This is a genomic window from Allobacillus sp. SKP2-8 (assembly GCF_007559355.1).
GTDB classification, from domain to species: Bacteria; Bacillota; Bacilli; order Bacillales; family Alkalibacillaceae; genus Allobacillus; species Allobacillus halotolerans.
Map to the genome: position 1 here is coordinate 101,601 of NZ_VMHF01000004.1, position 16,532 is coordinate 118,132.

The following is a 16,532-nucleotide window of genomic DNA, read 5'->3' on the forward strand; positions in this document are numbered from 1 at the left end:
ATTCATTTGCGATCCTTCAACACTCATTTGCAATCCTTCAACATTCATCCGCGGGCCTTCAGTGTTAATACTTTTCAGAGTTTATATTGCGTTACATACTCAATATCTTAATCCACTAGATCGCCTGGATTTGCTTGTCACAATTAAACAAATCCACGCTTATGATTAAGGCATTACCCACCCTTTAATAGATCTACAATCAATAACACAAATAAAGCCAATATCAAGCACTACGATGAGTTACTGGATATTGGCTGCGACGTTTAGTATGTCTATTCGATTACTAAGCAAACTTATATTGGGATGTTTTTCCTAAAAGTTAATTTATGGTTAATTATATACAATGAATTGGAAATAATCAACTAATTTTGAGGGACTTTAGATTATTGGTAACTTTGGAATTAAACATTTTCAATGAAAAAGCCTTTCTCAAATTGATAACAGCCTTAAATTAATCTTTTAAATTGCTAAATTACTTAACTTTACTATACTTCTCGAGAATTGATCCACTTGCGTTTATTATTATTTTTCGGAGTACATTATTTACTTCTTACTCCACTCCGTTAATCACCAATTCCAACCCATCTCCATCATAAGCTTCCTGAACAAAACCTCTAAATGTATATATATTTCCAACCTCTAAGTAAGGTACCTTTGTATCTGAAAATATAACTGCCTCAATTGACTCATTTCCATTTGAAACTGTTAAAAATTTAGTTCCACTGGTCGAATCATAGCTAAAATCAACAACTGTTGCAACTACAGTCAAGTGTTCGTTTTCATAATCACTGAATGATTCGCTGTCAATATTGGCTGAGCTTTTATTTTGAAAATCGTCTAATATACCTTGTTCAAATGCGACGAAAATTACAGTCAAGACAATGAATAGACTAGCAACTATGATTTTAGTTATAATTCCAGATTTTTTAATTTGTGATTGCGGTAATTTATAGTTGTACTCCGCCACAGACTCACTTGTTCTATCTGGCTCTATTTCAAGAGAATCATATTCATCCTCAATATCTCTTTGAATTTCCTCGTTAATTTTCTCTTGATCTAGTATCTGAACAAGATTTAAAATTTCTTGTATTTGCGACTGGTTTAAAGAACTAGCTGTATGATTATATTTGGATGCGTTCATCAAATGAGTTTGTAAGTTTTCATTCAACTGATCTTTAAAAATATGATACTTAAAAAACTCATCCCTTTGTTGAGGTTGCCATTCGTTAATTTGTCTATTGAATTTATAATTAAATTGAGTTTGAGTAAAGCCATAATGAACGACACAGTAACTAATCATTCTATAAGGGTCAACCCCATACAATGAATTCATATTGGAGGATAAAAAATTATTAAAAACGTCACGATGTTTCTTCACTTGACCCAATGGATTGGAAAGAGTATTATAATTCGTTTTAATTTGACCGTGGGATTTTACATCATTAATATAACGGATACTATAATGTTTCACCTCAACTAAACGAAGTCCGAATAAAGGTGAGATTACTAAAAAATCTGGTTGATATTCACCAGTATCAGGTTGTGCAATGATATATGTATTATTGGGTAGGTGTTCAGCTAAAAGATTACCAACTGAAATTTCACCCTCCAGACCCTTTTGGAGTTTTGCGTCGCTAGTTTCTCTAAGTGATTTTTCTAATTTGTTTTTTCCTATAAATATCCCCATATAGACCACCCAATTCATGATTAACTAAATTATAGCATTTAATTCAATTTTGTATTACTTTTCCCGCTGTTCACGAGGGATTATATGGTAATATTTTAATTAACATGGGTATTAAAACTACCCGTTCGATTTGAGAATGTGGAGGCACAACGATGCTACATAACGATACGCTAAATTTATTCGTTAACTTAATTCTATTAGGACTAATCACAGGTGCTGTGTTTTATTTGCTACATCTCATCCTGGTAAAAGTGTTTAAGTCCGTTTCTTTTACTTATTTCACTAGCTTTATCATGACTTCTTTAGCCTCGCTCTTCATTTTGCAACCATTTTTTCAAGTCAGCGATGAAGTGATTTTAGGTTATTCCCTTTTTTGGTATGTCGCACAAGTAGTTATTTCACATCAATATATTAGGAAAAATTCTAACCCGTTCCCGCTTGGTTGGTTGATTGTTTCAGTTATTCTTGTACTTAGCTATCCTTCGGTGTCGAATTATATTAATGAATATTCTGCTACGAAAAACACATTAGATGATGATGTTGCTTCAGTTCAGACAGAAATCGACGCTTCAACTGAAGTCGAAAATGACACTAGTGAACAAACAATTGATGAGCCTACTACTGATTATAAAAACATTATTGATTATGCAAAAAAACATGTCGTTTGGATTCAAAGTTATGATCGAGTCGGTACTGGATTCATGTTTAATTCCAATGGAGATATTTTAACAAACGCTCACGTTGTTGAAGCGGATGGATACCCGTACATACAGTTTGAAAATGGAGACGAATTTCAAGGTATAGTTATAGGAAGTGATTCACTTTTAGACGTGGCTGTCATCAGGGTAGATGATTTACAAGGAAAATCCTATTTAGATATCGAGACCACTGAATTGCCTAAAATTGGAGATGAAGTGATAGCGATTGGTAATCCTAGAGGGTTAAGAAATATTGGCACATGGGGAGAGATACTAGATTTAGGAGTTGATCTTGGGTTGACAAACGGTATCGAGATGGAGAATATGATCTCGACATCTACTCAGATTGCTGAAGGAAGTAGTGGAGGGCCTTTGTTAAATGGCGAGACTGGTAAGGTAATTGGAATCAATACTGCAGCAGATCTGAAATATAAAGAAGGATATAGCATTCCGGTTTAACAATTCATTGAACACGTAGAACAATGGACAGAGAACCCACAACCTTTTAAAAACCAAGCAAGTGATGAACAAGAGTATGAAGAAAATAACGAACCTGGTTATCTAGTATCTGAGTTTGAAGCTATTAATGTTATTAGTACATTTTATGATTCTATTAATAGTTATGATTATCGTTATGCATATGAATTTCTTGGAGCAAATTGGAAAAGCGAATTATCCTATTCAGAATTTAGCAAAGGATATACCAATACGATACATGTGTATATTGATGATATTTACATTAATGACAGGGATACAGAAACAATAACCGTAGAGGCTATTATTACAGCCGAAGAAACTGATAATGACTTAACATATTCAAGATATCGAGTGAGTTATGAAGTAGGGATTGAAGACGGTCTATTAACCATATTGACTGGGTCGGGGGAAGTATTGGAATGAAAATAAAGCGAAGAGACGATCGTCTCTTCGCTTTATTAATTACATATTTTCTAAAATCGCTTTCTTCAACTGCTCCAATCGACGATCAGCTTCCTCCCTCGTCTCACCCTTCACACCAAAGTAAAATTTCATCTTCGGCTCTGTTCCGGATGGGCGGAGGCAATACCAGCAATCATCGCTCATTTTTACTTTTAGAACGTTCGCATTTGGTAGTTCGATCTCTTCCTCACGACCGTCAGATAAATACGTACGTCTGCCAGTTGTATAATCTTCAACAATCTCGGCGCTCAAATCGCCAGCTGTTTTCATTGGGTTCTCCCGAAATCGGTCCATCAATTGAGCAATTTGTTTTGCGCCATCAATGCCCTCCATTTTCACGGAATGCAGGTCTTCAATGTAATAGCCATATTGTTTATATAATGTTTCAAGCGCGTCAAATAACGTCATGTCTTTTTCGTTATAAAAGGCCGCCATTTCACAAGCCATCATTGTCGATTGAACGGCGTCTTTATCGCGTGAAAAGTCATTAATTAAATAACCGTAACTTTCTTCGTAACCAAACATAAACGTATGGGTATTCTTTTGCTGAAACTCCTCAATTTTTTCACTAATAAATTTGAAACCTGTCAACACATCCATCGACTGAATGCCGTAGTGTTCTGCTACTGCTCGTCCAAGTTCTGAGGTCACAATCGTTTTGATCATCATGCCGTTGGAAGGGATCTCTTTCGTATTGGCAAGGATATAGTCGAGCATCAATGCACCTAACTGATTCCCTGACAGCACTTGGTAGTTTCCAGTAGCGTTTTTAGCCGCCACACCTAACCGATCAGCATCCGGATCCGTCGCAATTAGGACGTCTGCATTCACCTTTTCACCTAATCCAATTGCATATTCAAAAGCTTGATGCTCCTCTGGGTTTGGAGATTGGACAGTAGAAAACTCCGGATCTGCAATCATTTGTTCCTCGACTAAGTGGACTTGATTAAAGCCTAACTGGTTTAACCCCTGTGGGACGAGCTTGCCTGCTGTTCCGTGGAGTGGTGTGAAGACGATATTTAACTCGTCCGCTTGCTTTGAAATCACACCCGAATTAAGGGTGATCGATTTAAGCTCTGATAAATAAGCTTTGTCTACGTCTTCATCGATCCATTGCAAAAGACCTTGTTCTTCCAACGCTTCTTGTTCCATTACTTCAATCGTTAGTTCATTTTCGATTCCATTTACTTTTTCAATCATTAAATCGGCTTGCTCTGGTGGTAACTGTCCACCCGTTTCGTTATAAACCTTATAGCCGTTGTACTCTGGTGGGTTGTGGCTAGCTGTAATCATCACCCCAGCAGCCGTCCCTAAATGACGGACGGCGAACGAAAGCTCAGGCGTCGGTCGAAGCGAAGTGAATACAAAGGTTTTGATCCCATGTACACCAAGCACACGTGCCGTCTCAATTGCAAACTCCTTCGATTTATAACGAGAATCGTAAGCCACCACGACACCATGATTTTTAAAATCTGATCCGTAACGCTCCAAATAAAGCGCCAAGCCCTTTGCCGCTTTGCGCACCGTGTAGATGTTCATGCGATTAATCCCCGCCCCCAATACGCCACGAATACCACCCGTTCCAAACTTGAGTGGCTCGTAAAACGCATTCTGCAAAGCTTGATCATCGTGCTTTATCTGTTCTAATTCTGTTTTTAATTCTTCATCTAGTTGGTCAAATGCAAGCCAACTTTCAGCTATTTGTTTCCAGTTCATGTTTATCACCATTTATTTTCTATTTTCCTCGATCGCTTATCTAATAAAAGCCCACCAACTCGGCGGGCTTATGATTTATTAATCTCTCTGAAACACATCACGTGTATACACTTTATCCGAAACATCCTTCAACTCATCTTCCATTCGATTCGCAACAATAACATCGGATTCCTCTTTGAATAAGTCAAAACTTTCAATCACGTGCATGCCGTTAAACTGATCGTCTTCCAATGTCGATTCATAGATAATAACTTCAATGCTTTGATCTTGTAAGCGTTCAATCACACCTTGAATAGCTGATTGTCTAAAGTTATCAGAACCTGTTTTCATCGTTAAACGATAAATTCCGACCTTTTTAGGATTTCGTTTTAAAATTTGGTTTGCAATGTGATCTTTCCGAGTGTCATTCGCAGAAACAATAGCTGAAACTATGTTATTCGGAATGTCTTTATAATTCGCCAACAGCTGCTTCGTATCCTTCGGTAAGCAATAGCCGCCATAGCCAAAGGAAGGATTATTATAATGATCACCAATCCGTGGATCATAGCTAATCCCCTGAATGATCTGCTGACTATCCAAGCCATTCACTTCCGCATACGTATCCAGCTCATTGAAGAAAGATACACGCATCGCAAGGTACGTATTGGCGAAGAGTTTAATCGCTTCTGCTTCGGTTGAATGGGTAAATAGCTTAGGGATGTCCTTTTTAATAGCTCCCTCAGCTAAAAGATTAGCAAATGTTTCTGCTCGCCAGGATTTTTCACCGACGATAATGCGAGAGGGATATAGATTATCGTATAATGCCTTACCCTCACGTAAAAATTCAGGTGAAAAAATGATATTATTTATTTCATATTTTTCCCTTACTAATTCTGTGTACCCTACAGGGATAGTGGATTTAATCACCATGACAGCATTCGGATTGATTTCCAATACACGTTCAATGACCGACTCGACTGTCGACGTATCGAAGTAGTCCTGTTCAGGATCGTAATTGGTTGGTGTTGAGATAATAACAAACTCTGCATTTTGATAGGCTTCTTGTTCATCTGTTGTAGCATGTAAATTGAGATCCTTTGTTGCTAAAAATTCTTCAATTTCAGGGTCCATAATTGGTGACTTTTTATTATTAATTAAATCGACTTTTTCTTGAACAATGTCCATTGCGGTGACTTCATTGTTTTGGGCTAATAAGACTGCGTTTGAGAGCCCTACATAGCCTGTCCCTGCGACTGTTATTTTCATGTACTACACTCCCATCTACTTTTTGTTATAGTAATCAACATACCAATCCGTAAACTTCTGAAGCCCGTCTTCAATGGATGTCTTCGGTTTGAAGCCGACTGCCTCGTAGAGTCGATCAGTCGAAGCATATGTAGCTGGTACATCACCCGGCTTGATTGGTTCAAATTCTTTCTTAAATTCTACTTTTCTTCCCAGTGAACTACTCAATGCATCCTCTAGTGAATGAATGAACTTCATCAATTTTACAGGCTTGTTATTACCGATATTAAAGACTTGATGAGGTGGCTGATCTTCTTGTTGTTCAGGCGGATGACCAATGGGTCTTTCAATCCCTTCAACAATATCATCTATATATGTAAAGTCCCTGTATAGATCATTCTCAAAATCACCATTATTAAAAATCTTAATTGATTCACCAGCGAAAAACTTGTTGGTAAACGTATAGTATGCCATGTCTGGTCTACCCATTGGCCCGTACACGGTAAAGAAACATAGACCAGTTGCTGGGATCTCATATAGGTGGCTATACGTATGTGCCATTAATTCATTTGATTTCTTTGTAGATGCATAAAGTGATACTGGATTGTCTACAAAATCTGTTTCTTCAAAAGGAACCTTTTTATTGGCCCCATAAACTGAACTAGATGACGCATATACAAGATGATCCACCGGATTATATCTGCAGGCCTCAAGGATGTTATAAAAGCCAATGATATTACTCTGAATATAAACATCCGGGTTTTCTATTGAATACCGCACTCCCGCTTGAGCAGATAGGTTTACTACAACGTTAGGCTTGTATTCTTCAAAGGTCTTCATTACCAAATCCTTGTCTGATATGTCACCTTTAATAAAAGTAAACTTCTCATAAGGTTCCAAATTCCCCCAAACGAGTATGTTTTAGGTTCACATCATAGTAGTCATTGACGTTATCAATGCCAATCACATGACAACCATGTTCCAGTAGTTTTCTAGACAAATAGTATCCAATAAAACCTGCTGCCCCGGTGATAAGAAATGTTTTGCTAGTGTTAAGAGTTTTGTAATTCAAGATTATTCGACTCCTTAGCAGCTTCTCTAATTGCAGGCTTTCTTCCGATTGAGTGATACTCTACTCCAGCTTCTTGCATTTCTTCAACACGGTAGATATTTCTTCCGTCATATACTAATGGAGTTCTCATTAACTTCTTGTACGTTTCAGGTGTTAATGCTTTTACTTCTCCCCATTCAGTAAAGATAAAGCAGACATTAGCACCTTCTAGTGCATGCTCGATATTGGCAACATACGTGATACTACCTTTGCCTTTCTTACCTTCTGGATGAACTTTAGCAAAATTCTCTGCTCCCACAGGATCATAAGCATAGATATCTGCACCTTGTTCTAATAATAAAGGCACATTCTCAAGAGATGCTGCCTCTCTTAAATCGTCCGTTCCAGGCTTAAAAGTTAGTCCTAACACCGCAACCTTAAGACCGTTAAATGTAATAAGTCTTTTACTAGCTTTCTTATAAAGCATTGTTTTTTGTTCTTTGTTTACATCAATAGCAGCTTTAACTGTTTTAAGCTCATATCCGTTCTGTTTAGCAATATACTCAAGCGCTTTTGTATCCTTAGGGAAGCATGATCCACCAAAGCCAATCCCTGCATTTAAAAACTTACTTCCAATACGTTCATCAAAACTCATCCCTTTTGCTACATCTTGAATATCCGCTCCAACAAGTTCACATAGATTTGCAATATCATTCATATAAGAAATTTTAAGGGCAAGGAAGTCATTTGAAGCATATTTAATCATCTCAGCAGATCTTCTATTCACTGAAACAATCGGTAAATGAAACGGCTCATCAATCTTTGTAAGCAACTCTTCTGCCCATTTACTTTCCGTTCCAATAATAATTCTCTCCGCATGTAACGTATCATTAACTGCAGAACCTTGAGCCAAGAATTCTGGATTTGAAGCCACCTCTACTTTTACATCATTGACTAAAAAGTCTTGAATAAACCGCTCCACTTTATCATTCGTTCCCATCGGAACTGTAGACTTTACAACAACTAAACAGTCCTTTTCCACTGATTCAGCAATTTGTCTAGCAACTGTAGCAATATATGATAAATTTGCAGAACCGTCCGGTTGCTCTGGGGTTCCAACTCCAATAAAAATGACATCAGCATTCTTATAGGCAGCCTTGAAGTCAGTTGTATAATCTATTCTACCTGCAGCATAATTTTTTTCATCAACTCTTCTAAGCCAGATTCATAAATTGGAGAAACCCCAGTTTTCATTAATTCTACTTTTTTTCATCTATATCAACACAGGCCACTTGATGGCCGACTTCAGCAAAACAAACGCCGGCTACTAAGCCGACGTAGCCTGTTCCTGCAACTGCTATTTTGTACATATATAAGACCTTCCTTTCTTTTTATAATTAGCTATTCAGACTGTATTGCTTTTCAAAATAGCTCTGATATTCTCCGCTAATAATTTGTTCCCACCACTCCTGGTTATCTAAGTACCATTGAATGGTTTGAGCAATTCCAGTTTCAAAAGTGTAAGTTGGTTTCCAACCTAAATTTTCTAACTTAGTAGGATCAATTGCATAACGCTTATCATGTCCTAAACGATCCTTAACAAACTCGATTAATTCTTCTGATTTCCCTAAAGTTTTAATTATCGTCTTAACAACCTCTAAATTTGTTCGTTCATTATGACCACCAACATTATAAACTTCTCCATTTACCCCTTCATGCAGAACTAAATCAATTGCGGCACAGTGGTCAATTACGTGCAACCAATCACGAATGTTTTTCCCATCACCATAAACTGGCACCTTTTGGTCGTTTAAGACACGAGAAATTGTTAATGGAATTAATTTTTCTGGGAAGTGATATGGTCCATAATTATTAGAACAACGAGTGATGTTTACAGGCAATTTATATGTTTCGTGATATGCCCTAACTAATAAATCAGATGATGCCTTGCTTGCACTATAAGGGCTATTTGGTTGCAAAGGTGTTTCTTCTGTAAAAAATGTTGTTGGGTCGAAATCTAGTTCACCATAAACTTCATCTGTCGATACATGTACAAATTTTGTTAATTCAACTACTCTAGCCGCATCTAACAAAACTTGCGTACCAAGTACATTTGTTTGAACGAAGATTCCTGGGTCAGTAATTGAACGATCAACATGACTCTCTGCAGCAAAATGGACAACATAGTCAAACTTCTCTTTTTCAAACAGAGCCATTACTGTTTCACGTTCAGCAATATCCGCTTTAACAAAGTAATAATTTTCTTTTGTTTCAATATGTTTGTGCTTTGTTAAATCCCCTGCATAAGTTAATAAATCTAAATTATATATGTCATATTGAGGATACTTGTCCACCATATATTGAACAAAATTACCACCAATAAAACCTGCTCCACCTGTTACGAGAATCTTCTTTCTAGACACTTATTTCACCTCTTGTTTTATTTTATTTAAATAATGTTCTAGTGCATCTTGCCATTTTGGTAAGGGACGAAATCCATTTTCAATCAGCTTTTGCTTTGACATCCGTGAATTTTTTGGACGGACTGCACGAGTTGGATACTCTTCAGTAGAAATTGAATTAACTTTTACATCTGCATTAGCTTGTCTGAATATTTCTTGAGCAAACTCTGCCCAACTACAAAAACCTTTGTTTGAAGCGTGATAAACTCCATATTTTTCGCCTTGAATCATTTCAATAATCAATCGTGCTAAATCGAATGTATAAGTAGGAGAGCCCACTTGATCACCAACAACATTTAATTCATTTCTTGTTTCCGCTAATCTAAGCATGGTTTTAACAAAATTATTTCCATTTATACCAAAAACCCATGAGATACGTACGATAAACCAATGATCTAACAGTTGTTTTACTACTTTTTCACCTTCATATTTTGTTAACCCATAATATCCAATCGGATTTGTTTTATCCTTTTCTTGGAATGGTGAATCCCCTTCTCCGTTAAACACGTAATCAGTACTTATATACAAAAACTTTGCATCTATCTCTCTTGCAGCTGTAGCTAAGTGCTTTGTTCCTTCAACATTTACATCCCAGCATTTACTTTTATCATCTTCTGCTTTATCAACTGCTGTATAGGCAGCACAGTGAATAATTGCATCAGGATTCATTTCTTTAACGTACTGAGTAACTGCAGCTTCGTTCGTAATATCTAAATCCTTGGATCCTATTCCCACCATGTTTAACCCAATTTCCGAACCACTTTGTACGACATCGTAACCTAACTGACCTGTATATCCAGTTACTAATACCTTCATATAACTACTCCCCATAGCTGAAGTTATTCTCAGCATCATTTAGTACCGGTGCCTTTTCATCTTTTCCTGATAGTATAGGATCTATATCCATAGGCCATTTGATTCCAATTGTAGGATCATTCCAAATTATGCCACGATCGCATTCTGGAGCATAAAGCTCATCCACTTTATATTGAACTTCTACATCTTTTGTTAAAGCCATAAATCCATGTGCAAACCCTTTTGGTATCAACAATTGCTTTTTATTTTCTGCAGTTAATTCAATTCCAAACCATTTTCCAAATGTTGAACTACCTTTTCGTATATCCACTGCAACATCATAAATTGCTCCCTTAGTACAACGCACCAACTTTGTCTGTGCTTTCGGGTTTAATTGATAATGCAATCCTCTTAGAGTACCTTTTGCTGCCGAGAAAGATTGATTGTCCTGAACAAACTTTACATTTATCCCTGCTTCAGAAAAATTCAATTCATTATATGTTTCCATAAACCAGCCACGATGATCTCCAAATACTTTTGGTTCAACAACGACAACTTCATTTAATTTGGTTTTAGTAAACTTCATTTTTTATTTCACTTCTTTCAATGTTTAATATTGTATTTCTCCATTTGCAACTTTCATTAAATATTGACCATATCCAGTTTTATTAAGTTTTTCACCGCATTCCCATAATTGCTTCTTAGAAATCCAACCATTAATGAAGGCAACTTCCTCAGGTGCAGAAATCTTAATACCTTGATGTTCTTCTACTGTCTTAACAAAATTTGTTGCCTCAACTAAGCTTTGATGTGTTCCAGTATCCAACCAGGTAAAGCCTCTACCTAATAACTCCACTTCCAAATCTCCCAGATTTAAATATGCTTCGTTTATTGAGGTGATTTCGAGTTCACCACGGGCAGAAGGTTTTACATTTTTAGCAATGTCCACTACACGATTATCATAAAAGTACAAGCCTGTAATCGCATAATTGGATTTAGGTATTTCTGGTTTTTCTTCAACACTTATTACTTTGCCATTCTTATCAAATTCTACTACCCCGAATCGTTGTGGATCTTGTACATGATATCCAAATACAGTGGCACCATTTTCTTTATTTGCTGCACGTTGAAGAATCTTTCTCATACCACTCCCATAATAGATGTTATCTCCTAGGATCATGGCAACAGGGTCATTACCAATAAACTCCTCCCCAATTAAAAATGCCTGAGCTAATCCATCAGGGCTTGATTGTACCTTATACTCGAGATTTATTCCAAACTGCGAACCATCACCCAACAATGCTTCAAAGCGAGGAGTATCCTCTGGAGTAGAAATAATCAATATATCTTTAATTCCCGCAAGCATTAAAGTGGAAAGAGGGTAAAAAATCATTGGCTTATCATATACTGGTAACAATTGTTTACTTGTTACCATTGTTAGAGGATATAACCGGGTGCCACTCCCTCCAGCTAAAATAATTCCCTTCATTTACTAATGCTCCTCTCTATATTTTTATATTAATAGCCCAACATAGTCGCCAGCTTCAAATATTGGGTTCGATTTAATGTTGACTTTGACTGTACATTACTTGCATTAAATTGATTTTTTGCATTTGATTTAGTTCAGTCCCATCTAGTAACGTCTTTAACTCATTTTCCTTAAGTACTTTCTCTATAATAATAATTCCGTTAGAATAATCCTCTATTGCTTTCTTCCATCTAGAGCTTTTTATCACTTTATTCCATTCGCCCCAAGGCCCTTGGTTTTCCTTAACTATTCCTACCCTCTTAGCTACTTGATAGTAAGACCACATAATAAACTGTACAAATATGTTAATGTACCAAGGAAAGTATGGTAATCTACCTTCTCCGTGAAATAACCATTTTGTTGGTTTTAACAGTGGCATTGCTGCATGATGAAAAAGCCTTCTATTAAGTTTCCAACTTTGAGGAACACTAGCACTAATTTTCACAACATTCTTATCCGTAAAAGGCTCGTAACTTTTGAACAATCTCCTATTTCCATGAATATTAGGAATATTCATATTCATTGAGCTTGGCCAAAGTTCAAACCATTCCTCAGCAGATTCATTACGAAAGCTTTTAACATAGTTTAAATGTTCCTTTCTACGTTCAGTAAGCTTCAATAAAGCTTCTTTGGTAAAAACATTATTTTCTACTGGGCTTGCGGCCGTGTATCTAAAGTCTTTTAATTGAGGTAAAAAAGGAAAGCGACCATAGCCACTTACTTTTTTAATATGTGAACCCTTTAAAAGAGCATCAGATAATAAGCCTCCAAAGACAGCAAAATATTCATTCAACTTACACTTCCTATGAAATCCAAAAGTATGCACATGATGATATTGTGAACCACTACCTACAAGATCATGACAGAATGGGAGTATATCAATATAATGTGTTTTATTTCGCAACTCAACATAAAAATTTGCGTCGTACGCATCAGCAGCCTTCTTTGCTAATTTACCTTCACGATTCATATAGTCTAAAAAAATAAATGCATCTCTGTTAACTTGCTTAGGTAATAATGCAGAAAGAGTACGAGAGTCTTCACCAGCACTAATAAATTGCCCCACGGTAGACATACCTTTGGTTACCGTATTAACATAACTTTGTAAACTTTCCCTTAAGGCATGAGATGCTTGTTTAATAGAATTAAATTGTTGTTTTTCTTTCGGTATCCAATAGGCATTAGATACTAAATTAGTCGAATGATTAGATAAAAGATGAACTGTAGCTGGTTGAATCTGTTTTATTGTTTTATAGACTGTATAAGGATAGGTAATAACTCCATGAAGTATAAAATCTACCACTGATATCTCATCAGTTTCATCTCGTTGATTAGCAACCTTAGCAAGAATATCAATATGTGTTGAAAGTATAATGCTATCTTCTCCTTCAAACTTATAACAGGGAATGAAAGACATTAAATCTGTAACAAAGATTATTTCGCTTGTAATCTTATTCACAACTATTATTATAAATGGACCACTTAAATCTTCGTCAAACTGAATGTCTCCCCTTAGCCAGCGATTATAGATTGCCTTAGTACCCAATACTCCTGGTCCATCTTGCAAAAAACTATTCTCTTGAAAACATAAAACTGGACCACCTATAACGGCACAAATATGATCTTTTGATTCATAAGGTTGAAATCCATTGTATATATTATCACTAATAGCTAAAGAGCCCCATCCGCCATGAAATTCTAAAACTCTTGGCTTATCTTCATGATAGATAGATTGAATATGTTTCGTTAGACTACCTTTATCTTCAGGAATTTTTGAATATATAAAATCACTCATCAATTGTAATCCTCTCTTAGATCTAATTTCCTATGGTTAGAGTTAGATTTCCATACCGTAAAGATAATTAAAAATAAATTTAATAACACACTAACTAAACTAAATATGGTAACAGCAGCAATGTCGCTTTTAAAGATAGAGAAACCAAAATATAAACTTCCAAACCGTAAAACAGTGCTTACTATTTCATATAAAAGAAATTTACCCTGCAAACCTATAACTTGTATCACACTCACAGCAGGACGGTTCATAAATGAAACAAATATCCACAACGCCATCCATCTTGCATATTCTCCTGCTATTATCCAATCCGCACCAAACACAAATGAAAAAATCTGGGGGCCAAAGACTACAATTATACCAAAGGGTATAAACCCTACTACTGCGAGAAGTAGGGTTGCTTTTATAAGTAGCCTTGTTATATTTTCACCTCGTTTTGCTGCCTCTGAAATTCTGGGATAGAAAACGTCACCCACTGATTTACCAATAAGTTGTGATGGTGCGCTAAGAACTGTCTTTCCTAGAGAATAAAATCCAGCTGATGCAGGACCAAATAAAGTAGTGAGCATTAAAATGGGTAATCCTTGAGAGACCGCGTTTAATAAGACTTGAGGTGATCTATATAATGGAAAGTCTATATACTTCTTTGAAAGATACCTAATAGATATTTGATGGCCATTTTCTTCTATTTTCTTTTTCGTATAGATAAAACTATTGGACCATAGATTCATCATAATAGCTTTCAAAAGTTGACCTAATACAGTCAAAGTAATAAGGACCATAGCAGCCGGATAAAGTAGACCAATTCCAATCTTACTGCCGTTCAATATCACCGACTGCAAAAATGTTACCCTAGCTGTAATTTTAAATTGCTTAGTTCTGATAAGCCATTGCTCAGTAACTTGTATTAAGCCCGAAAACAATATAACTAGTGGAATTAAATATAAGAATAGGGCTATATCTTCTAATTTAAATAATCTAACTATTGGTCTATTTAGTAATATCAATATGATTGCAACTAACAGAGCAATGGCAGAAGTTATATACAAAGATAAACGAACTAAACCCTTGGCATCATTCTCACTCTTTGGTAAGACAATCGCAATTGGATAGGTAAGTGCTGCAATCGGCGAGATAATTGCAGCAATAGCTGTAAAAGTTCCTAGTAACCCAAATGCTTCTGGGCCATATAAGCGTGTGATAATTGGCGATAAAGCTAATGTAACCGCCTGGGCTGCAGCTGTACTTGTTGCCATTATAAAGACATTTCTAACAAAAGGCTTTTTCTTGAAATTTGATAGCCTATCTTTCATTTTTTACTCCCTCTATCGATTACAAGTTATTTATTGTAAAAGTAAATCTATAATCATTAAGAACATCAGAATAATAATTTGTATCTATTTGAATTTTCATATGTATAAAAAGTACACAACTATGTTTAATCATTATGCCTCTTTAAACTATGATTCAAGTTACTCCCTTTACTCCTTTTAATTTTAATCTTCTTTACTTACCTAATTACATTGTTATAGAAAGTTTTCAGGTTCGTATGAAAGGTTTCTTTTTGATCTACAACCTTTTTACGATAGTTATCAAATTTAGATAGATGAGTGTCATAATCTAATGTCAGTTCATTTATTTTATCTACTATTTTATCAAGATTTTCATCTAGGTAATCTAAATCAAACTTGTAATCCCTTGGTATAGGTACATCAATATCATTTTTTGCACTTCCGCTCAGAGAGGTAAGTAAGTTAGTTCTTAACGTCACCGCCTCACGAGGGATTCGTTCTGGACCAGGAAAATAACCAAAGTCAATATAAAGTTTCGCCTGAGACAACAAATTAATTACTCCGTTAGCATCCAGGTTTTTGATTGGGGTAAACTGAACATCTAACCCCTTTCTCTCGACTGCCTTAATAACTTGTCTGGTATATTCAAAACCTTTTGCAGGATTATATGCAATGATATTTTTTTTGTTTATTGGTTTATGCTCAAAATACTCGTCACCTATTGGTCCACATAAATACATCATATTTTCATTGCAAACACCTTGTTCTGTTAAATATAACCTTACATACTCACAATTGTAAAAGTGAAAGACTGATCTATTATTCTCATTAAATGAAAAAATATTAGTATTTATTCTTCCAGAAATGTGCAATAGTTTTTCTATTAATGACTCAAAGATTAATGGTATTTTATGTTTTTCACAAAAATAATATGGAGCATTTTGTGGTAATTGTCTAATATAATAATCTAAAGAAAGCCACCATATGCACCCTTTTATGTTTTTGTATTTTTTTAAATATTCAGTGTTCGTCTCCGAGACAATAAGTAAATTTTCCTCACTGTCAATAATATCCTTAGAGATAGGTACTTTATATTTTTCAAATTTAACCGGTGGTGTTACATCTTGAGAGTCTATATAATGAATAAAGACATTCGGGTGCAACTTTTTTAAATTAAAAGCAAGTTGATGAAGACTCTCAGTCCCACCTGTTATAATATTTCTAGGAGCAAGTATATAGATATTTGATTGTCTACTAATCATTATTCTCTCCCTCAATAGATTAATTATTTCTTAGTTTTTCGCCGTTTTACTTTGATTTTCTAATTGACTTAGTTAGAAGCGCA

11 protein-coding genes and 2 pseudogenes are annotated in these 16,532 nt (G+C 35.7%); 1 reads left to right on the forward strand and 12 read right to left on the reverse strand.

Translation table 11 applies throughout. From position 1 onward, the window contains the following. Positions 1-550: 550 nt before the first annotated feature. Positions 551-1,687 (reverse strand): NERD domain-containing protein, encoded by a 1,137-nt coding sequence (locus FPQ10_RS06130; protein WP_186278575.1) that lies wholly within the window; start codon positions 1,685-1,687, stop codon positions 551-553. 152 nt (positions 1,688-1,839) lie between these two features. Between FPQ10_RS06130 and FPQ10_RS06135 the strand changes: the two genes are divergently transcribed. Beyond that, positions 1,840-2,844: a S1C family serine protease gene (locus FPQ10_RS06135; RefSeq protein ID WP_144161872.1), complete on the forward strand. Its 1,005-nt coding sequence runs from the start codon at positions 1,840-1,842 to the stop codon at positions 2,842-2,844. Between the two features lie 480 nt (positions 2,845-3,324). Here FPQ10_RS06135 and FPQ10_RS06140 read toward each other — a convergent pair whose 3' ends face one another. The 11 genes and pseudogenes from FPQ10_RS06140 to FPQ10_RS06190 all read right to left on the reverse strand — a co-directional run bounded on the left by FPQ10_RS06140 (position 3,325) and on the right by FPQ10_RS06190 (position 16,449). Continuing rightward, positions 3,325-5,040 carry a phospho-sugar mutase gene (locus tag FPQ10_RS06140; RefSeq protein ID WP_144161875.1) on the reverse strand — a complete coding sequence of 572 codons (1,716 nt, stop codon included), beginning with the start codon at positions 5,038-5,040 and terminating at the stop codon, positions 3,325-3,327. A gap of 78 nt (positions 5,041-5,118) precedes the next feature. Beyond that, positions 5,119-6,285, reverse strand: coding sequence for a nucleotide sugar dehydrogenase (locus FPQ10_RS06145; RefSeq protein WP_144161878.1), 1,167 nt, complete (start codon positions 6,283-6,285; stop codon positions 5,119-5,121). A 15-nt stretch (positions 6,286-6,300) separates the two neighbouring features. Continuing rightward, positions 6,301-7,336 (reverse strand): annotated as a pseudogene (locus FPQ10_RS06150) (GDP-mannose 4,6-dehydratase). Further along, positions 7,317-8,685: pseudogene (locus FPQ10_RS06155) on the reverse strand (UDP-glucose dehydrogenase family protein). The pseudogenes FPQ10_RS06150 and FPQ10_RS06155 overlap by 20 nt, the downstream one beginning before the upstream one ends. 27 nt (positions 8,686-8,712) lie before the next feature. Continuing rightward, the gene (gene rfbB, locus FPQ10_RS06160) at positions 8,713-9,738 is read right to left on the reverse strand and encodes a dTDP-glucose 4,6-dehydratase (protein WP_144161881.1); all 1,026 of its coding nucleotides are present in this window, start codon (positions 9,736-9,738) and stop codon (positions 8,713-8,715) included. Beyond that, positions 9,739-10,593: a dTDP-4-dehydrorhamnose reductase gene (gene rfbD, locus FPQ10_RS06165; RefSeq protein WP_144161884.1), complete on the reverse strand. Its 855-nt coding sequence runs from the start codon at positions 10,591-10,593 to the stop codon at positions 9,739-9,741. Positions 10,594-10,597: 4 nt separating this feature from the next. Next, the gene (rfbC, locus tag FPQ10_RS06170) at positions 10,598-11,158 is read right to left on the reverse strand and encodes a dTDP-4-dehydrorhamnose 3,5-epimerase (RefSeq protein ID WP_144161887.1); all 561 of its coding nucleotides are present in this window, start codon (positions 11,156-11,158) and stop codon (positions 10,598-10,600) included. 24 nt (positions 11,159-11,182) lie between these two features. After that, the gene (rfbA, locus tag FPQ10_RS06175; RefSeq protein WP_144161890.1) at positions 11,183-12,061 is read right to left on the reverse strand and encodes a glucose-1-phosphate thymidylyltransferase RfbA; all 879 of its coding nucleotides are present in this window, start codon (positions 12,059-12,061) and stop codon (positions 11,183-11,185) included. 73 nt (positions 12,062-12,134) lie between these two features. After that, positions 12,135-13,895 (reverse strand): asparagine synthetase B family protein, encoded by a 1,761-nt coding sequence (locus FPQ10_RS06180; RefSeq protein WP_144161893.1) that lies wholly within the window; start codon positions 13,893-13,895, stop codon positions 12,135-12,137. Further along, a complete protein-coding gene (locus tag FPQ10_RS06185; protein WP_144161896.1) occupies positions 13,895-15,208 on the reverse strand; it encodes a lipopolysaccharide biosynthesis protein in 1,314 nt (437 codons plus the stop codon). Before FPQ10_RS06185 ends, FPQ10_RS06180 begins: the two co-directional genes overlap by 1 nt. 197 nt (positions 15,209-15,405) lie before the next feature. Beyond that, positions 15,406-16,449 (reverse strand): hypothetical protein, encoded by a 1,044-nt coding sequence (locus tag FPQ10_RS06190; RefSeq protein WP_144161899.1) that lies wholly within the window; start codon positions 16,447-16,449, stop codon positions 15,406-15,408. Positions 16,450-16,532: the final 83 nt, after the last annotated feature.